This is a genomic window from Pseudomonadales bacterium (genome assembly GCA_041395945.1).
GTDB lineage: Bacteria > Pseudomonadota > Gammaproteobacteria > Pseudomonadales > Azotimanducaceae > SZUA-309.
The window spans coordinates 2,076,881-2,095,377 of sequence record JAWKZN010000001.1 but is presented as its reverse complement, the minus strand read 5'-3'; the positions used below and the strand labels follow the sequence as shown (position 1 = coordinate 2,095,377).

General features: G+C 60.8%; 14 protein-coding genes. 11 read left to right on the top strand and 3 right to left on the bottom strand.

Annotated features, from left to right (window positions below; all coding sequences use genetic code 11):
- Positions 1 to 174: 174 nt before the first annotated feature.
- The 6 genes from R3E82_09760 (at position 175) to R3E82_09735 (ending at position 9,644) form a co-directional block, all read left to right on the top strand.
- Positions 175 to 3,039: a TonB-dependent receptor gene (locus R3E82_09760; protein ID MEZ5551162.1), complete on the top strand. Its 2,865-nt coding sequence runs from the start codon at positions 175 to 177 to the stop codon at positions 3,037 to 3,039.
- Between the two features lie 85 nt (positions 3,040 to 3,124).
- Positions 3,125 to 3,661, top strand: coding sequence for a hypothetical protein (locus R3E82_09755; GenBank protein ID MEZ5551161.1), 537 nt, complete (start codon positions 3,125 to 3,127; stop codon positions 3,659 to 3,661).
- A 238-nt stretch (positions 3,662 to 3,899) separates the two neighbouring features.
- Positions 3,900 to 5,453 carry a succinylglutamate desuccinylase/aspartoacylase family protein gene (locus R3E82_09750; GenBank protein ID MEZ5551160.1) on the top strand — a complete coding sequence of 518 codons (1,554 nt, stop codon included), beginning with the start codon at positions 3,900 to 3,902 and terminating at the stop codon, positions 5,451 to 5,453.
- The gene (locus tag R3E82_09745) at positions 5,413 to 6,222 is read left to right on the top strand and encodes an MliC family protein (GenBank protein MEZ5551159.1); all 810 of its coding nucleotides are present in this window, start codon (positions 5,413 to 5,415) and stop codon (positions 6,220 to 6,222) included. Before R3E82_09750 ends, R3E82_09745 begins: the two co-directional genes overlap by 41 nt.
- A 112-nt stretch (positions 6,223 to 6,334) precedes the next feature.
- The gene (locus tag R3E82_09740) at positions 6,335 to 8,854 is read left to right on the top strand and encodes an AAA family ATPase (protein MEZ5551158.1); all 2,520 of its coding nucleotides are present in this window, start codon (positions 6,335 to 6,337) and stop codon (positions 8,852 to 8,854) included.
- A complete protein-coding gene (locus tag R3E82_09735; GenBank protein MEZ5551157.1) occupies positions 8,847 to 9,644 on the top strand; it encodes a hypothetical protein in 798 nt (265 codons plus the stop codon). Before R3E82_09740 ends, R3E82_09735 begins: the two co-directional genes overlap by 8 nt.
- Before the next feature lie 5 nt (positions 9,645 to 9,649).
- Here the strand turns inward: R3E82_09735 and R3E82_09730 are convergent, their stop codons facing one another.
- Positions 9,650 to 11,035, bottom strand: a complete 1,386-nt coding sequence (locus tag R3E82_09730) for a class II fumarate hydratase (protein MEZ5551156.1) — start codon at positions 11,033 to 11,035, stop codon at positions 9,650 to 9,652.
- Between the two features lie 127 nt (positions 11,036 to 11,162).
- Here R3E82_09730 and R3E82_09725 point away from each other — a divergent pair, with 127 nt between their 5' ends.
- Together R3E82_09725 and R3E82_09720 are read left to right on the top strand one after the other, a co-directional pair.
- Entirely contained in the window at positions 11,163 to 12,578 is a 1,416-nt protein-coding gene (locus R3E82_09725) for an amidase (protein MEZ5551155.1), read from the top strand.
- 138 nt (positions 12,579 to 12,716) lie between these two features.
- The gene (locus tag R3E82_09720; protein MEZ5551154.1) at positions 12,717 to 13,592 is read left to right on the top strand and encodes an alpha/beta hydrolase; all 876 of its coding nucleotides are present in this window, start codon (positions 12,717 to 12,719) and stop codon (positions 13,590 to 13,592) included.
- Positions 13,593 to 13,603: 11 nt separating this feature from the next.
- Here R3E82_09720 and R3E82_09715 read toward each other — a convergent pair whose 3' ends face one another.
- Entirely contained in the window at positions 13,604 to 13,870 is a 267-nt protein-coding gene (locus tag R3E82_09715) for a hypothetical protein (GenBank protein MEZ5551153.1), read from the bottom strand.
- A 205-nt stretch (positions 13,871 to 14,075) separates the two neighbouring features.
- On the opposite strand from R3E82_09715, the gene R3E82_09710 reads away from it, so the two are divergent.
- The 3 genes from R3E82_09710 to R3E82_09700 all read left to right on the top strand — a co-directional run bounded on the left by R3E82_09710 (position 14,076) and on the right by R3E82_09700 (position 17,929).
- On the top strand, positions 14,076 to 15,665 hold the full coding sequence (locus tag R3E82_09710; protein MEZ5551152.1) for a fatty acid--CoA ligase: 1,590 nt from the start codon (positions 14,076 to 14,078) through the stop codon (positions 15,663 to 15,665).
- A gap of 16 nt (positions 15,666 to 15,681) precedes the next feature.
- Entirely contained in the window at positions 15,682 to 16,989 is a 1,308-nt protein-coding gene (locus R3E82_09705) for a methyltransferase domain-containing protein (protein ID MEZ5551151.1), read from the top strand.
- Between the two features lie 136 nt (positions 16,990 to 17,125).
- Positions 17,126 to 17,929, top strand: a complete 804-nt coding sequence (locus R3E82_09700) for an enoyl-CoA hydratase-related protein (protein ID MEZ5551150.1) — start codon at positions 17,126 to 17,128, stop codon at positions 17,927 to 17,929.
- 168 nt (positions 17,930 to 18,097) lie between these two features.
- Here R3E82_09700 and R3E82_09695 read toward each other — a convergent pair whose 3' ends face one another.
- Positions 18,098 to 18,358: a hypothetical protein gene (locus R3E82_09695; GenBank protein MEZ5551149.1), complete on the bottom strand. Its 261-nt coding sequence runs from the start codon at positions 18,356 to 18,358 to the stop codon at positions 18,098 to 18,100.
- Positions 18,359 to 18,497 lie beyond the last annotated feature (139 nt).

The following is an 18,497-nucleotide window of genomic DNA, read 5'->3' as shown; positions in this document are numbered from 1 at the left end:
ATTGTCTTTCCTTCCTTTAACATATTGACAAATAAAGCTTTTTTCTCTTTTCAATACTGAAGAAAAAGTGAAATTATCCTGCAGGAAGTGTTGCATTTTGTTTCAAGGCGATTAGGATGCCGGCCACGGGCCCTGGCCCTGACCAAATAACCTTATAACGGAAAGGATCAATTTATGGCTAAGAAACCTGGTTTCTCGTCGATGCTGATCACCTCCCTGAGTGCGCTGCTGGGTATCGGCTTTGCCGGCTCCCTCAGCGCCCAGGAAGGTGCGGTCATCGAGGAGGTTGTGGTAACCGGATCGCGTATCGCGCGCACCGGTTTTGAAGCCGCTTCCCCGGTCGATGTGGTCACCTCGGAAGAGATGGCTCAGACCGGCGTGATCAGTGTCGATGAATACCTTAAGCGTCTCCCGGCATTTTCGGGCTGGCAGGCAGGTGCAAACATCAATAACGGCGGTGACGGCGGCAAGTTCGTGGATCTTCGCGGTCTCGGCTTCAAGCGTACGCTGGTACTGATCAACGGCCGCAGAACGACTGGCAGTTTCATTGGCAGCTCATCCGATATCGGCGCAGTGGATATGAACACCATTCCGATGCCGATGATCGATCGGGTGGAAGTGCTCAAGGATGGTGCGTCGTCCGTGTACGGTTCCGATGCGCTGGCGGGTGTGGTGAACATCATTACCAAGGACCGCTTCGAAGGCATCGAACTGTCGGCAGACGGCAGCTGGGGTACCGAGGAGTGGGACGCCGACACCAAGAGCATCAATGCTCTGCTGGGAGTCTCCAACGATCGTGGTGGTGCTCAGTTGAGCCTGACCTACGCCAAGCAGGATGAGCTGCTGCAGGGCGATCGCAGCTGGGCGGAAGACGCGCTCTGGCCGACGCTGCAGCCGAACGGCAGTTTCGTGGCCAGTGGCCTCGGATCCGGGAACAGTCGCCGTATTCGCAGCCGTGAATTCGATCAGGCGAGTCTGGATTCTCTTGCGGCACAGGGCGTCGGAAGCCAGTTCATCATCGATGCATCCACCGGCCAGATTCGCGAGTTCACCGGGTCAGATACGTACAACTATGCACCGATCAACGCGCTGATCACACCGCATGAACGCTGGCAGATTGCCGCTCAGGGTGACTATGAGATCGCGTCCTCCAGCTCTGGTTCGGTAAGCATGTTCAGTGAGATGTCCTATACCCGCCGAACATCCCACCAGCGCCTGGCCCCGGATGCATCATTTTCTGTTGATCCCGATTTTGCAGGCACCGGCATGTGGAACTCGGTTGTACCCGCGTCCAACCCTTTCAATCCCTTTGGTGACACGCCCAGCAATCCGTGGGGTATCAGTGGACAGCCGGTCGAGACGAACCGGCGGTTCGAGGAATCCGGTGGCCGACTGTTCAGCCAGACCAACGACTCCTATCGGATGCTGGTTGGTCTGCGTGGTGATTTCAACGAAACCATCAACTGGGAACTGGCCTACGTTTTCTCCGAAGGTGAAAGCGTCAGCGAGACCAACTTCTACCATCGTTTCGACAAGTGGGCGACTATCGTGGATCCCACACTCTGCAGCGCAGATCCTTCATGTGTTGCGGCAACCGGTCCCCAGAATGCGCTGAACCCTTTCGGACCTTTCGGCACGATCAGCGCGGCTGAGATCGACTATCTGATGGCGAACTCGCTGAAAGATCAGTACAAGAACCGTCTCGAGAACATCCTGCTCAACGTCAATGGTGAATTCGGTGACCTCCAGGGCGGTGCCATCGGCTGGGCGGCTGGCTATGAATATCGCGAAGAGAAGGCCTCTTTCAGTCCCGATGAATTCATCGGCGGTGGCTTGACCACGGGCGGAGCAGCGGATCCGCTGGATGGCAAGTACTCGGTCGACGAAATCTATGGTGAACTGCTGTTCCCACTGCTGGCGGATCAGCCCTTTGCCAAGGCGCTGGATCTTGAAGCCTCGGTTCGTTACTCCGACTACGACACCGTGGGTGATACGACCAACTACAAACTGGGTGTGAACTGGGCGATCAACGAAGCGTTCCGGGTCCGCACGACCTACTCCACAGGATTCCGCGCACCCAATGTGGTGGAGCTTGTGGCAGGCCAGTCGACGACCTTCCCGATCGTCGAATTCCCCTGCGAGTTCTACGACACCCGTAGTGATGCAACGCCCAACATTCAGGCTAACTGTGCTGCCAACGGGGTTGATCCCGGTCCGGCATCTGAACTCGGATTCCAGGTTCAGTCCGCCTACACTCTCAACCCACAGGCGGACATGGAACCGGAAGAGTCCACGTCCTACACCTTCGGTGTGGTCTGGACGCCTGAGTTTGTAGAGGGCATCCGCGCAAGTGTCGACTACTGGAATATTGAGATCGATGAGTATATCGATGCACCAGACTACAATGGTCTGCTCCGCAACTGTCTGAATGCCGCTGATCAGTCCACGTCGATTGCCTGTAGTTTCTTCATCACCGGTACGGGTATCGATGATGCGTTCCCGGCCGATGCAGAAGCTGAATTCGGCAACCTCGGTAAGGTCGAAACTTCCGGTGTCGACTTCGCGATCGATTATTCCCGTCCGGTGGACTGGGGCATGATCAATCTGCTTGAAGTCTCATTCATGGGCACCTACCTGGACAAGTACAAGGAAACCTTCCCGGGATCCGGCACGATCGATCTGGTCGGCACGGCTGGTGATGATGATGGTTTCGGCGTCTATCCCGAGTGGCGCTGGAATTCCAGCGTGCGGCTGAGCGCGGAAGCCTGGTCGTTGGACTGGCGCATGCGCTGGTTCGACGAGTCCAAGGACCTGCTGCGCCCGTCTGACATCACCGATGATGCCAAGGCAGAGAGCATTCTCTATCACGACCTGATTGCCAACTACACCTGGAATCAGTTCACTGGCAGTATCGGCATTGAAAACCTTACTGACGAGGAGCCACCGCGCTTCCACAGTGCGTTCAATGCCAACACCGCACCTGGTGTCTATGACGTCGTCGGACGTCAGCTCTGGGTCCGTGCGAAGGTGGCGTTCTAGCATCGATTCCCGGTCCTGCAAGGGTCGGGTCACTCGACGCAAAGCCGGTGGGGTAACCCACCGGCTTTTTTTCTGGAGAATTTCCATGCGCAGAGCATTTTCGGGTACCAGACACTTCGGCGTGATGGTGGCCGTGGCGACGGTCTTTACTGGCACTCTACAGGCACAAGGCACACCACAGGCAGGGCAGGATCCGGTGGCGGAAGTGCTCGCCTGTGGTTCACAAGCCGATGATCTGACTCGGCTGGCCTGTTACGACAGGCTGCATGACGCTTATCTGAAGCAGACTTCACTGAAACCATCGTCGCCTGATCGACCGGTGCCGGATCCAGCCGCCGGTGACCCGGACCGGAATCGGCAAGAAGCCGATTTCGGTGTCGAACATCATCAGTCCAATAAAAGTACCAGTGAGATCACCAGTGCGGTGGTGCGGATCGAACGCAATGCCCTGGGTGGCCTGGTGCTGACCCTCGAGAACGACCAGGTCTGGCAGCAGTCGGACAGATCCCGGATCCAGGTCGAGGTCGGGGATCGGGTGACCATCAGCCGGGGTGCCCTGAGCGCCTTTCATCTCCGGGTAAATGACGGTCAGAAACGGGCACGCTTCAACCGGGCCCGCTGAGCAATACGGGGACGAAAAGCGCCCGTCGTCTCACCATGAGGGTCTACCAGGTCCGACTTCCACCCCGAAGAAAGATCATTCGGGCCAGCAGGATAGCCACGACACCTTACGGAAGTGTAAGCTTGCGCAGGTTCAACTCTTGAAAGGGAACTGCGGCACATTATCCCGCGGTGAGGACGATTAGAACGGGCGACGCAACCTATAATGCCGCAGCCCGGATGATTCCAGATACGGATGTATGGACTCTGCAGCACGTCTGATCGGTGTGGCTTGTGTGTCTCTGGTCATTGGCTTCCTGGTCAACGACGCCCGCAAGTACACGGCAAACGAAGCATTCGCAGCCACGCTGGTGGCGGCGGGCGAGCCCGTTTCCGAACAGCTGACCACACCGGATGTCGCAGTGGATTCGAGCGGGCCTGCCGCCGCGAGTGGGTCCGCAGCCGAAGTGGTGGCCGGGGTGGAAACCGAAGTGGTGGCTGCTCCGGAAGCTGCAGTGGAGGCCGTGCCTGTGCCTGTACTGACGCCCAGGGTGTCTTATCGGGTAAAGCCGTCCGGAACGGACCAGCCTGCGGATGAACTCCGCACAACCTCCCACGAGGTCGAACTGACGCTGCTGCAGCTGCGCAGGTCCCACGCTGCAGACTTCGAAGATCTTCCGGATCCGACCGACGATGGCGCACCCCTCGGAGAGAGCGGGCCGATGCCTGAACTCGAATATGTAGCTTCGCTGCGCCAGGACGGCACTTCCATCGATCAGGGTTTCGGCGATCTGGAGCCGGGCACCCTGTCGAGAATGACCTGGTGGGCGGGTGAGTCACTCTATGGTGCGTCCATTCCCACCCCGGTGCTCGTCGCCCAGGGGGCCGAACCGGGGCCGACGCTCTGTGTAACCGCTGCCGTGCATGGCGATGAACTCAATGGTATTGAGACCGTGCGTCAGCTCATGTACTCGGTAGACCCTGCAAAACTGAGCGGAAGGTTGATCGGCGTGCCGATCGTGAACCTGCAGGGATTTGAGCGGCACTCCCGCTATCTGCCCGATCGACGCGACCTGAACCGATTCTTCCCGGGCAACCCCCGAGGCAGTGCGGCATCGAGAATCGCCTACAGTTTTTTCGAGAAGGTACTGCGCCACTGCAACGCACTGGTGGACCTGCATACCGGCTCATTCCATCGCACCAACCTGCCCCAGTTGCGCGCCAACCTGGAAGTTGAAGGTGTGGTGAATCTCACCAAGGGATTCGGTTCCACGGTGATACTGCACAGCCGGGCTGGTTCGGGCACCTTACGGGGTGCTGCGGTGATTGCCGGGATCCCCACCGTGACCCTCGAAGCGGGAGAACCCCTGCGGGTGGATGCTGCTGCCGTGGAGCACTCCGTGAAGGCCCTGTTCGGTCTGCTCGACAACATGGGTATGTACGGCAGGCGCAGCTTCTGGGGCAATCCCGAACCGACATACTATCGATCACTGTGGGTGCGTTCCGACAACGGTGGCATTCTGCTGAGTCAGGTAAAACTTGGCCGCCGGGTGAAAGCCGGGGATCAGCTCGGCACGGTTACGGATCCCATCACCAACGCCGAGCAGGTCATTCGCTCGCCCAGTTCCGGACGCGTCATCGGCATGGCGCTCAATCAGTTCGTGATGCCGGGATACGCCGCTTACCATATCGGTGTCGAAGCCCCGACGCTGGAGGGGCTGCCCAGTGAACCGGACAACGGTCACACCGAGATGGACCATCCGGTAGCAGCCTATGAAGATCTCACAGACAGCCGGGACGACTCTGAAGAATAACCCTGCTGCTGTTGCCGGGTTTCGATTCCGTCTTCTGCTGCTGCTGATCGCGCCTCTTGCCGCTGCCGTCGGCTGCACCGGGGAACGGATCCGCCCACCGTCTGATCCAGCCTGTTCGCCGATGGTACCGGTCGTTGCAGAGACAGTATCCTCTGGCGCCCGGCGGAACACCTTTGTCTACCAGTGCGACGACCGCGGTGAATCATTGAGCGTGGTCACCCGTGTGGGCCCTGGTGAACTCGCCTTCTGGCTCCCGGCTGAGTGGGGCGGCGGTTATTTCGTGCTCGGCCAGGTTCGTGCGGCCAGCGGCAGCCGTTACGAAGGGGATGACCTGATGGTCTGGGTCAAGGGTGATGAGGCCATGATCGAAGTTGCAGGTGAGCTTCACACTAGTTGTCGCCTCGATGTGCACCAGTCGATCTGGGCGCACGCCCGGTTGTCCGGCGTGCTGTTTCGCGGCGTCGGCAACGAGCCGGGCTGGTCCATCGAGATCCGGGAGCGGCGGATGGATCTCGAACTCGACTATGGCGATCGGCTGCTGTCGATCGAGATGGATCCAGTGCCTGCATTGAGCCCATCAGTGACTGGTGGTCCACGGGTAATTCGTGGTCGAAGTGGGGATGAGACCGTCGTTGTGGAGATCACGGACAGAGCCTGTAACGACGCCATGAGTGGCGAGCCTTTTGCAGCTACCGTCGTTACACACATCGGAGCACGCATTCTGCACGGCTGTGGGCGCTGGCTGAGCCGGGCTGAACCCCACCCCTGACCCCGTCTTTCTGTTGAGCCTGAATTTCCTCGCGAAATCGAGCCGGATTCCTGTTGCGGGCAGGACATCGGGGAATCCCACGATGCTGGTTCACCAGCTGCTGGTGTAGAAGTTGGCTTTCCATGTCCCTCTGGTGCGCCTGGTCCGAATGGAAATCGAACTCACCCACGAAGCTCTGTTACGCAAGGTCGATCCAGCGACGCTGTCCTTTACCAGCACGGCCGATCTGACTCCCACGGCAGAGCCGCTGGCGCAGTTGCGGGCCCGCGATGCTGTGGAGTTCGGGGTGGGCATACGGTTTCCCGGCTACAATCTTTACGCACTGGGCGCGCCTGCAACGGACAAGCGGGCGCTGGTGACCCATCGTCTCGAAGCACTGGCGGCGCGCGGTGAAACCCCCGATGACTGGTGCTACCTGCAGAACTTCGAGGATCCGGCGCGACCTCACAGTGTGCGTCTGCCGGCAGGTCTCGGTCGACTGTTCCGTCAGCAGATGCAGGAGTTCGTTGCCGGTATCCGCACGGTGGTCCCCGCCGCTCTGACTTCGGATGAATTCCATCAGCAGGTTCAGGAGCTCAGCAGTGGACTTCAGGAGCGCCAGTCCAGAGATGCCGCAGCGCTTGAAGCAGAGGCCAAGTCTGCAGGTCTGACGATGCTGCCCACCCCGAACGGGTTTGTCTTCGCGCCGGTGCGCGATGGCAAAGTCATGGATCAGGAAGCCTTCATCGCACTCGATGATGAAGAGCGGCAGAAGATTCAGGCTGCGATCGACAAAATGACCAATCGCCTGCTCGAACGACTGCGTGATTATCCCCAGTTCCGCCAGCGACTGGTGGAGGATCAGCGCCAGCTGGTGCGCAGGACGGCGGAGCAGGTGGTTGTGCGATTGCTGGCCCGGATGCGCGGTCGTTATCAGGCCTACGAGCGGATCAGCCAGTATCTGAACGCAGTGCAGGAGGAGGTGCTCGACAACGTCGACAGACTGCTGCACACCGGCAATCACGGTTCCGGTATGCCATTCATGCCGGGAATGGATCTGGACCGTTTTCTGGAACGGTTCAACATCAATCTGCTCGTGGATGCAGGTGCCGGCTCCGGGTCCGACAGGGGTGCCGTGCCCGCAGGTGGCGACAGGGAGAGCGAAAACCCGGGTGTGCCCGTGCTCTATGAAAGTAACCCCAGTCTCGAAAACCTTGTGGGTAAACTGGAACACCGAATCGAGTTCGGCACACCGGTCACCGATTTCAATCTGATTCGACCAGGCGCGCTGCACCGCGCCAATGGCGGCTATCTGCTGCTCGATGCGGAGCGGCTGGTACAGAAGCCGTTTGCCTGGGAGGCGCTCAAACGGGCCCTTTTTGATGGCTGTGTGCGGATCGAGTCGGTCAGTCAGCTGCTCAACATGACTTACTCGGTTTCTCTCGAGCCGGAACCGATCCCGCTTGATGTGAAGGTCGTGCTTCTTGGGTCGAGGCGTCTGTATCATCTGTTGAGATATTACGATCCGGACTTCGATGAACTCTTCAAGATCGTGGCGGACTTCGACGACGATGTGGACTGGACACCGGACAATGTCGATGCCTACGCGAATCTGATTGCCGGGACCATCCGGGAAGCCGGGCTCAAACATCTGACTGTCGCTGCCGTGGCGCGGGTACTCGAGCACAGCAGTCGACTGGTTGAGGATCGGGAACGGTTGTCGACCCATGTCACTGATATTCGTGATCTGCTCCGGGAAGCCGATTTCATCGCCACCCAGGCGGGTGCTGAACAGATCGACCGGCAGCACGTGGCCCAGGCCATCGAGAAAAGGATTTTTCGACTCGACCGGTTTCGCGAACTGGTGCGGGAGAACGTGGCCCGGGGCCTGATCGTAGTTGATACCAGTGGTGCCAGAGTCGGGCAGATCAATGGTCTGTCGGTGATGGATATCGGCCAGATGAGGTTTGGCCAGCCCATGCGCATCACCGCCACTGCCCGTCTCGGCAGAGGTGAGCTCATCGATATCGAGCGGGAATCTCAGCTCGGTGGTCGAATTCACTCCAAAGCGGTGATGATCGTGTCTTCCTTTGTGGGCTCACGCTATGCCAAGGACAACCCGTTGTCACTGCACGGCACTCTGGTGTTTGAGCAGTCCTATGGCGGCGTGGAAGGTGACAGCGCTTCGATTGCCGAAGTCTGTGCCTTTCTCTCGGCGATCATCGAGCGGCCGATACTGCAGAATCTTGCCGTTACCGGGTCGATGGACCAGTACGGCACAGTGCAGGCGATCGGTGGTGTAAACGAGAAAATCGAAGGCTTTTATGACGTCTGCCTTGCGGAGGCGCTTACCGGGGATCAGGGTGTGATCATACCCGCCACGAACCGGGATCACCTGATGCTTCGCGAAGATGTTGTGGAGGCGGTTCGCAATGGCCGCTTCCACATCTACACGGTGGAAACCGTGGACGATGCGCTCGCCCTGCTGTTTGCGCAGTCACCCGGCAGCCGGGCGGACGTCGCTGCAATCGATGCGCAGGTAAAGGCGCAGTTGCAGTCCTGGCATGAAGTCTGGAGACATTCCGCTCGGGAGGTGGCCGAGCCTGCCCGGTCCGTACCGCCCCCCGTGCCTGAGGAGCAGCCCGGTGAGTGAGAGATTGACCCGCATACTGATCAGCTTCGATTGCGACTCCATCGCCCCGGATGTGCTGGAGATGCTTGCCGTGCTGGGTGACGGGCAGAACATGGAGCTCACCGGCCTGTTTGTCGAAGACGAAGACCTCCTGCGGGCAGCCCGTCTGCCCGGGTTGCGTGAGGTGTCTCTGACTGGCGAAGTGCGCAATCTGAGCGTCGATCAGATCAGTCGACAGGTGTCGCAACAGGCAACCCAGGCAAAAGCGCGATTCGAAGCGTCGGTACGGAAACTGAACTACACCGGAAATTTCCGGATCGTCAGAGGGCATGCGCTCGAACCGGTCGCAGCAGCGGCACGAGGCTCGGATCTGGTGGTCATCACTCGATCTCTGCGTTCGTCGGGACTGCGCGCGCGGCTCGGCCTGGCCTTTGAGACGATCGTGTCAGAACACTCCAATGTACTGTTCGTCAACGAACCCTGGGCATCGGGTTCCTCTGTGATCGCGCTGTGCGAATCGCCCGAGGGTGGCTGTGCACGTGCGCTGGCGACTGCGAGACGCTTTGCCGAGCGGGAGGATCTGGATCTTGTCATTGCGCTGCCAGCGGGAACCGGCGCAGAACCTCAGGTGAATTCCCGGGAGCGGGTTGTCAGGCTCAGTGACTGGGGAGAAACGGGGATTGTCGCGCTCTGTGAACGGGAAGACGCCCGACTGCTGGTACTGTCACCCTCAAAACAGCTCGACTGGCGGAATCTTCTGGTCAGGCTGATGGACCGGCTGTCCTGTTCTCTGCTGCGGCTGGAGGATTGAGTCGCTCAGGAGGCCGGTTTTGTAAGCCGCTCCGGATCGAGGAGTTCTTCCAGGCGTTCTCGGGAGAGTTCCGTCATTTCTTCAGCCACATCGATCACGTCGCGTCCTTGTGCATAGGCGCGCCTGGCGATGGCAGCAGCCTCAGCGTAGCCGATGATGGGATTGAGGGCGGTTACGAGAATCGGATTACGGCCGAGGGCCTCTGCGATTCTGTCTTCGCGCACCTGAAATCCTGCAATCGCCCGGTCGGCCAGCAGGCGACTGGCATTGCCGAGCAGCGCCATGCCCTCGAGCAGGTTGGAGGCGATCAGCGGCAGCATGACATTGAGCTGAAAGTTGCCCGACTGGCCGGCCACCGTGATCGCGGTGTCGTAGCCGATGATCTGGGCGCAGACCATCGCCACCGCTTCTGGAATGACCGGATTCACCTTCCCCGGCATGATACTGCTGCCTGGCTGCAGAGCGGGCAGTTCGATTTCCGCGAGACCGGCCAGGGGGCCGCTGTTCATCCAGCGCAGGTCGTTGGATATCTTCATCAGGGTTACAGCCAGTGCCTTCAGTTCACCGGACAGGGCCACGGCAGTGTCGGGGCTGGACAGTGCTGCGAAGTTGTTGCGGCAGGGTGTGCAGGGCAGGCCGGTCAGTTCGCGTAACCGGGCGCTCGCCGTCCGGGCAAATTCCACATGTGCATTTACCCCTGTGCCGACGGCCGTTGCACCGAGCGGGAGCTGCAGCAGAGCGGGAACCAGGTTGTCGATTCTGCCTGCGGCGGCGCTGAGCGCCGCTGACCAGCCGGACAGCTCCTGGCCGTAAGTCAGCGGCATGGCGTCCATCAGGTGAGTACGTCCCGTTTTCACCCTGGCGCTCAACTCGATCGCCCGGCGGTCGATCACGGCGATCAGATGGTTGACTGCTGGCAGCAGCTCCTCGCGCAGTCGCCGGGCGGCGCTCAAATGGATAGCGGCAGGGATGACATCGTTGCTGCTCTGGCCGAGATTCACCTGATCATTGGGATGCACCGCAGAGCCGGTGATCCTGCCTGCAAGCGTTGCCAGCACTTCGTTCATGTTCATATTGGTGCTGGTCCCCGAGCCGGTCTGATAGACGTCCACGGGAAACTGTTCGAGGTGGGCGCCATTTGCCACTTCAAGTGCGGCCTCGCTGATCGCTCTCGATACTGCGGGATCGAGCAGTCCCAGGGTCGCGTTGGCGCCGGCTGCTGCGGCTTTGATCTGGGCCAGTGCCTGCAGGAAGGCGGCAGGCATAGGTCGATGGCTGAGCGGGAAGTTGTCTATCGCACGCTGAGTCTGGGCACCGTAGAGCGCATCATCCGGCACTTCCACGGTACCGAGGCTGTCGGTCAGGACCTTCACGTTACTCTCCTTCTCCAGCGCGCGTTCGCGTGTCGGAGTGAAGATGTTCCGGCCTGGCTCGGGAAAAGACAACAGCACTGGCCCGAATGCGTTCCCGATTGTTAAATTGCGTCTCTTACGTTCATCCAGACGCTGGTGACTCTCCATGAAGATTCCGGAACTCTGCAACCGGCCGGCGCTGGAACAGCAGCGCCTGGTCGCCCGGGGACAGATCAGTTGTGTCGAGCTGCTGGAAGAGCATCTGGCGTGGATAGCAGCGGTCAATCCCAGGGTGAACGCCATCTGCACCCTGGTGCCGGAACCGGCACGGGAAGCAGCCCGTGCGGCAGATGCCCGGCTCGCCTCGGGTGAAGCCCCCCGCCCGCTGGAAGGTCTGCCCATCGCCATCAAGGACCTGGTTGAAACGGCCGGTATCCGCACCACCTTCGGCTCGCCCCTGTTCAGAGATCATGTCCCAGCGGTGGATGTCCTGCATGTGCAGCGTCTCAAGGCCGCCGGTGCGGTGGTGATCGGCAAAACCAACACACCCGAGTGGGGTGCCGGTTCCCAGACCTTCAATACGCTGTTCGGTGCTACCGCCACACCCTACGATCTCGCCTGCACCGCAGGGGGATCCAGTGGTGGTGCTGCGGCAGCGCTCGCCGCCCGGATGCTGCCCATCGCCGATGGCAGTGATCTCGGCGGCTCTCTGCGCAACCCGGCATCATTCTGCAATGTGGTGGGATTGCGTCCGACGCCGGGTCGGGTGCCAAACGTACCCGAACGCACTGCATGGAACCCGCTCTCCGTGCTGGGTCCCATGGCGCGCACTGTCGCAGACGCGGCTCTACTGCTGTCGGTGATGGCAGGTGCTGACCCCCGGGCACCCCTTTCCCTTGGGGATGATCCGCGCACCTTCGCCAGAGACCTCGAGCGTGATGCTGCCGGTATGCGAATCGCCTGGACGGCGGATCTGGGATTCCTGCCGGTGTCCGCAGAAGTGCGTACGGTCACTGCCACTGCACCTGAGGTGTTCGCCGGTCTCGGCTGCGAGGTGTCGGCAGCGGCACCCGATCTTCAGGATGCCCCGGAGGTATTTCAGACATTGCGCGCCTGCCTGTTCGCGGCGCGTTTCGGTGAGATCTACCGGGCGCATCCGGAAATGTTCAAGGACACGGTGCAGTGGAATGTCGAACGCGGCCTGGCGCTGAGTGGCGAGGCGGTCGGCAGGGCGGAACTGGCCCATACCCGGATATTTCTGCGCATGCTGAAATTTTTCGAGCGCCATGACTTTCTGATACTGCCCAGTACCCAGGTTGCACCCTTCGACAAACAGATCGAATGGATTCGGGAAATCGAGGGTGTGCAGTTCGACAATTATCTCCAATGGATGGAGATCTGCTCACTGATCACACTCACAGGCTGTCCGGCGATTTCTGTGCCCTGTGGATTTACCCCGCGCGGACTGCCGGTCGGTCTGCAGATCGTAGGCCGACCGGGAGCGGATTTCGAGCTGCTGCAGATCGCGCAGGCATTCGAAACGGCAACGGATCACGCAGTGGCGCTTCCCGAACTGGAATGACCGGTGCGAAGTGATCGGTATCTGGCGTCCGCCGTTGCGAGGCTGGTGATGACAGTTCTGTGCTGAGTGATCCGTGCGCAAACGCCTGGGGCTATACTCGGGTCCGGTTGGGGCTGGTTGAATGGGAGTGAGAGCATCATGTTGGGAAAACTGACCGCACTGGGTATGGCGCTCATCGTCGCTGGCGGGCTGGAAGCTGAGATCCGCCCGGATGTGGTTTATGGCCACAAAGACGGTATGGCGCTGGTTTACGACGTGTTTCTGCCGGAGCAGTCGAATGGCGCCGGGGTGATCTACATGGTCAGCGGCGGCTGGTTTTCGGTCTGGCAGAATCCTGCCGAGCGGGTGAAGGGTTTCAAGCCGCTGCTGGACGAAGGCTTTGCGGTGTTTGCAGTGACCCATGGCAGTGCACCCCGTTTCAAGGTCCCGGAGGCGGTATCCGACGTGCGGGCAGCGGTGCGTCATATCCGCGGTCATGCGGGCGATTACAAAGTAGAGGCGAATCGCCTGGGTGTCTGGGGTGGCAGTGCGGGCGGGCATCTGTCGCTGATGCTCGGGCTGGATGCTGAAGATGAGCCCACGGGCGCGGGCGGCGATGGCGGCCTGCGGACGCTCGGAGCCCGCTATGTGATGGCGGCAGATGCGAATGCGCAGCTTGCTGCGGTAGTCGCCTACTATCCGCCGGTGGATCTGCGACCGCGGGTGGGCCCGAGCGAGCGCTTCCCGGCGCTGGATTTCCCCAAAGGCATGGCCGCGGCCATCTCGCCCATCCTGTTCGTAAGCGAAGATGATCCGCCGACACTGCTGATCCACGGTGATGCCGATGATCTGGTGCCGCTCGAGGACAGTCGGATGCTCGAAGCCGAGCTGTCGAAGGTCGGAGTGACCCATGAACTGATCGTAATCCAGGGTGGCGATCATGGCTTCCGCAAACCTGCCCATCGTGCCCGGGCGAACGCGGCGATGGTGGCCTGGTTCAAGCGCTATCTCGTGCAGGAGCAGATGGCGGACTGAACGAAGTCCGATCACCGCCCGGCGTCAGTGCCCTGAGCGGTCACGGTCGGTCCGGACACGGCCAGCTTGTCCAGGCCCGGCTCGGCAACGGGTGGGGCGACATCTGCCGGGATCGGACACAGATCGAAAGGTACCTCGGCGCCGGACAGATAACCCTGCAGCGCGATCAGACAGGCCTCAAAGGGTTTCAGTTTCGCCGGTGCGCTGCCGATGTGGGCGAGTGCCGAATCGCCGCAGCCGATGCCAAGGCAGGCCCTGCCAGCCTGCCGCCTCGGCACGCCGGGCGAAGTCTGCAGAGCCCCTGGGCGATGTGACGCCGAGGGCCCAGAGCTGCATATGTGTATTCATCGTGCGCAGGTTTTCCTGCGAAAGTTCGGGCTGATCATCCCTGGCGGGACTGCTGTGCATGGTGGCACTGTTTGCGGCTTCGACAGTGACCGACATAGACTGCCCGACATCAGCGACGGATGTGAGTGAATTGTCATGGCGGGCAAACCAACAACCATTGCGCAGGTGCGCACACTGGGTGACCTCCTCAGTTTCCATGCCCGGGAGCGCGGTGACCGGGAAGTCTTCCTCTACGAAGGGCGGCGCACGACTTACGCCCAGTTCGATCGGCATGCGACCCAGGTCGCCAACGGCTTGAACGCGCTGGGTGTGGCCAATGGCGCCAGGGTCGGTTTCCTCGGTAAAAATTCCGACCTCTTCTATGAACTGGTGTTCGGCTGTGCGCGTGCGGGTGCTGTATCGGTCGGCGTCAACTGGCGGCTGGCACCGCCCGAAGTTGCCTACATCCTCAATGACTGCGCTGCGGAAGTGGTGTTTGTGGGTCCCGAGTTCTACGGACTGGTTGAGCAGATCGAGGCGCTGGTACCTTCGCTGCGTCGTGTCGTCACCATGGCCCCCGGACACAGCCGCTGGGAAGATTTCTGCGCATGGCGCGATGGTCAGAGTACCGGGCAGCTTGCGGTGAGCGTTAAGCCCGACGATGTGGCCATCCAGATGTACACCAGTGGTACCACCGGTCATCCGAAAGGCGTGCAGCTGATGCACAAGTGTTTCTTCGACCTGCAGTCCCTGCCGCCAGCAGATGACATGGAGTGGAATCACTGGACGCCGGATGATGTGAGCCTGGTGGCCATGCCGAGTTTTCACATCGGCGGTGTGGGATATGGCGTATGGGGCCTGTATGGCGGAGCGCGCCTGGTGATCGTGCCCGAATTCGATCCTGCCGAGGCCCTGGAAATCATCGAGCGGGAAGGGGTGACCAAAACCTTCATGGTCCCTGCGGCGATTCGCATGTGTGTGCAGCATCCCCGTGCGGCGGACACGGATTTTTCGAAGCTTGCCCATGTGATGTATGGCGCCTCACCCATCCCGCTGGATCTGTTGAGAGAAGCTCTGGCCACCTTTCAGTGCGGCTTCGTGCAGCTCTACGGCATGACGGAAACCACCGGTGCTGCTACTTATCTGCCGCCGCAGGATCATGATGTGAACGGCAATGATCGGATGCGCTCGGCGGGCAAGCCTTACCCGGGGGTGAAGATCAAGATTGTCGATGAGCAGAACAGGGAACTGGCGCCGCGGCAGGTGGGTGAGATCTGCATCTATTCGCCGGTGAACATGCTCGGTTACTGGAACCTGCCGGAAGAAACCGGGAAAACGCTGATTGACGGTTATGTATACACCGGAGATGCCGGTTATCTCGATGAGAATGGCTATGTGTATGTTCACGATCGGGTGAAAGACATGATCGTGAGCGGTGGTGAGAACATCTATCCGGCGGAAGTCGAGAGCGCCATCTTCGGACTGCCCGGCATCGCGGATGTTGCCGTGATCGGCGTGCCGGATGAGCGCTGGGGCGAAGCAGTAAAAGCCGTTGTGGTCCTGAAACCCGGCGCCCGGGTCTCGGCGGATGACATCATCGGTCATGCGCGCTCGCGCATTGCCGGTTACAAGTGCCCGAAAACAGTGGATTTCATTGACGAGCTGCCGCGCAACCCTTCCGGGAAAATCCTCAAACGCGAACTACGCAAACCCTATTGGGAAGGACGCGATCGACAGGTCAACTGAGCTTCAGTCGCTCGCCATGAGTGCAGCGGAACAGCTCACCATCAATGCTCTCAGCCACGAAGGGCGCGGCATCGCGCGGGTGGCAGGGAAAGTGGCTTTCGTCGCCGGTGCGTTGCCTGGTGAACGAATCGAGGCACGCTGCACGGTACGTCACAAGCGCTTCGATGAGTATCAGCTCATCCGGGTGCTGACACCTTCTCCGCAGAGGGTTGTTCCAGAGTGCCCGCTGGTGGGTCGTTGCGGCGGCTGTGATCTTCAGCACCTCGCCGGTGGAACTCAGCGGATGCACAAGCAGCAGACGGTGCTCGATCTGCTGCAGCGCCACGCGCACCTGGTCCCGGAACGGTTGGAAACATCCGTCTCCGGAGAGGATTACGGCTACCGGCGCAGAGCCCGGCTGGCCGTGCAGGTTTCGGGATCCGGGCAACCGGGCCGTTGCGTCGGCTTCCGCGCAGCAGGCAGCAACCAGGTCGTCGCAGTGGATGACTGTGTGGTCCTGGCACCGGAACTCGCCCGCCTGCCTGGAGCGCTGCAGACGGCAATCGATGGCATGCTCAGACCTGGCGCCATCGGACACGCAGAGCTCATGCTGTCCGAGTCCAGCCTGGATGGCCGGAGCGCGGTGATTTATCTGCGTTGTGTCGAAATACTGGAATCTGGTGATCGCGAGCATCTGAAAGCTTTTGCGCAAGGCGAGGCGGCCACCCTGGCGATCCGGGAAGGGGAGGCGGACATACGCTATCTGTATTCCGCACAGCCGGAAGGACCCGGCTATCTGCTGCCGGAATTTTCGCTGCGGATCGGATTCGAACCGGGCGACTTCCTGCAGGGCAATGCACAGGTAAATCGATTGCTCGTCAACCGGGTCATCGAGTGGCTTGATCCCCTGCCACGGGAGCGGCTCCTGGACGCTTTCAGCGGACTGGGTAATTTCAGCCTGCCCCTTGCCCGGCAGGGATTCGACGTACTCGGCATCGAAGGTGATGCGGCACTGGTGAAGCGTGCCGCGAGGAATGCACAGGCAAACCGGCTGGAAAACGTACGCTTTCTGACCGGCGATCTGTTCGAGATGAGCCGCCCGCTGCCGAAGCAGCCGCTGGTTGCGGCGTTACTCGACCCGCCCAGACAGGGGGCCGACACGCTCATCGCCGAACTGGCCAGGCGCCGCGTTTCTCCCATCGTCTATGTGTCCTGCCAGCCGGCCACCCTCGCGCGGGATGCGGCCCGGCTTGCGCAGGCTGGCTATCGCCTGAAGCGCCTGGCGCTGGTAGACATGTTTCCCCAGACAGGGCACATCGAGACGCTTGCTTATTTTGCGCGCTGAGGGTGCCTGTGGAAGACGATGGTGCCTGGGTGGAGCAATGGCGGCTAACGCATGCGCCTGGAAGAAGGGGTTTCTTGCTCGGGTTTGCATGTAACGTTAACGTTGGTTGAATTGAATGATCAACGACGGGGACAGAATGGATTACGAACAGATTCTCTATCGGGTTGATGACGGGGTTGCGCTGGTCACGTTGAACCGGCCGGAAAAACTCAATGCCATGACAGCGCTGATGGGTGCCGAAATGGGCGACGCGATGGCCGAGGCCGATGCCGATGACAGCGTGCGGGCCGTCGTCATCACTGGCGCGGGCCGCGGTTTCTGCGCCGGTGCCGATCTCGGTGGTGGCGATCAGTTTGCCGGTGGCTGGGGCGGTGTGGAGCGCGAGTACCGCCACATGATGCCGATGGAGGTACGCAAGCCGGTCATCGCGGCGATCAATGGCCCGGCAGTAGGCGCAGGGCTGACCTGGCCGCTCCAGGCCGATATCCGCTATGTGGCGGAAAATGCCAAGCTTGCGTTTGCCTTCGTGCGCCGGGGGGTGTTACCCGAACTTGCCTCCCATGTGATTCTGCCGCGCCTGGCGGGTCTGGCCAAAGCATCCGAACTGCTGCTGTCCGGTCGCACCATTCTCGGTACCGAGGCCGTCGAATATGGTGTTGCGACAAGAGCGTTTCCCGCGGATCAGGTGCTTGCCGAGGCGCTCAAGCTGGCGCGTGACATTGCGGACAATGCCGCCCCGGTGCCCGTGGCCATAGCCAAGCGGCTGATCTGGGAAGGCATCGGTGTGGATATCGCCGAGTGGCGCAGGCGGGAGGGCAAGCTGTTCCGCTACACCACGCAACACCCTGATTCGAAGGAAGGCACGGTGGCGTTCTTTGAGCGCCGGAAGCCCAACTGGTCCGGATCGGTGAACGAGCAGTTTCCCGACTGGCCGGAGTAGCGACTCTGCAACCGATCCCGTCCTGCCGCGGCATGAGCCGGGCTGCGGCTGTGAGCCGTTGTCCGGCCGGTCGTCAGCGCTGTACCAGCTGAGCGTGTATCCGGGCCAGCCACTCCGGTGAAGTTTTCCCGTCCGCACAATCGCAGGTGAGCAGCCCGTCGACCGCGCCTACGATGGATCCGTCGGACCGGGTGCCGTCTGGAATCGATTGAAAGACGCGGTGAGCGCATCTTTCACCTTTTCCCAGTTCTGGCCGATCAGGTCATCCACTTCTCGGGCCTCGCACGCAGTCATGAGGGCGCGCCCGGCGGGTTCGTCCAGCGTTACCTCGGTCCTGCCACCATTGGGATAAAGCAGGGTCACCTGCAGTTCGGCGCTGCCGTCGTGGGCGGCTGCAACTCGAACACGCACGATGTTTGCGCTATTCATCAGGACGGGACCTTCAGGATCCGACTCAGGTTCGGGAAGATTTCAGCGTTTCGAGGAGCATGACGTCGCCTGGCAGCATCGGTTTTTTCCTGAGTGATCGGCGGCCGGCCAGTATACCCCCGGCGGGGGCATCCTGAAT

Coding starts and splice junctions, on each gene's coding strand:
- R3E82_09760 (MEZ5551162.1), top strand. CDS start 175: ATGGCTAAGAAACCTGGTTTCTCGTCGATGCTGATCACCTCCCTGAGT.
- R3E82_09755 (MEZ5551161.1), top strand. CDS start 3,125: ATGCGCAGAGCATTTTCGGGTACCAGACACTTCGGCGTGATGGTGGCC.
- R3E82_09750 (MEZ5551160.1), top strand. CDS start 3,900: ATGGACTCTGCAGCACGTCTGATCGGTGTGGCTTGTGTGTCTCTGGTC.
- R3E82_09745 (MEZ5551159.1), top strand. CDS start 5,413: ATGAAGATCTCACAGACAGCCGGGACGACTCTGAAGAATAACCCTGCT.
- R3E82_09725 (MEZ5551155.1), top strand. CDS start 11,163: ATGAAGATTCCGGAACTCTGCAACCGGCCGGCGCTGGAACAGCAGCGC.
- R3E82_09720 (MEZ5551154.1), top strand. CDS start 12,717: ATGTTGGGAAAACTGACCGCACTGGGTATGGCGCTCATCGTCGCTGGC.
- R3E82_09710 (MEZ5551152.1), top strand. CDS start 14,076: ATGGCGGGCAAACCAACAACCATTGCGCAGGTGCGCACACTGGGTGAC.
- R3E82_09705 (MEZ5551151.1), top strand. CDS start 15,682: ATGAGTGCAGCGGAACAGCTCACCATCAATGCTCTCAGCCACGAAGGG.
- R3E82_09700 (MEZ5551150.1), top strand. CDS start 17,126: ATGGATTACGAACAGATTCTCTATCGGGTTGATGACGGGGTTGCGCTG.
- R3E82_09695 (MEZ5551149.1), bottom strand. CDS start 18,358: ATGAATAGCGCAAACATCGTGCGTGTTCGAGTTGCAGCCGCCCACGAC.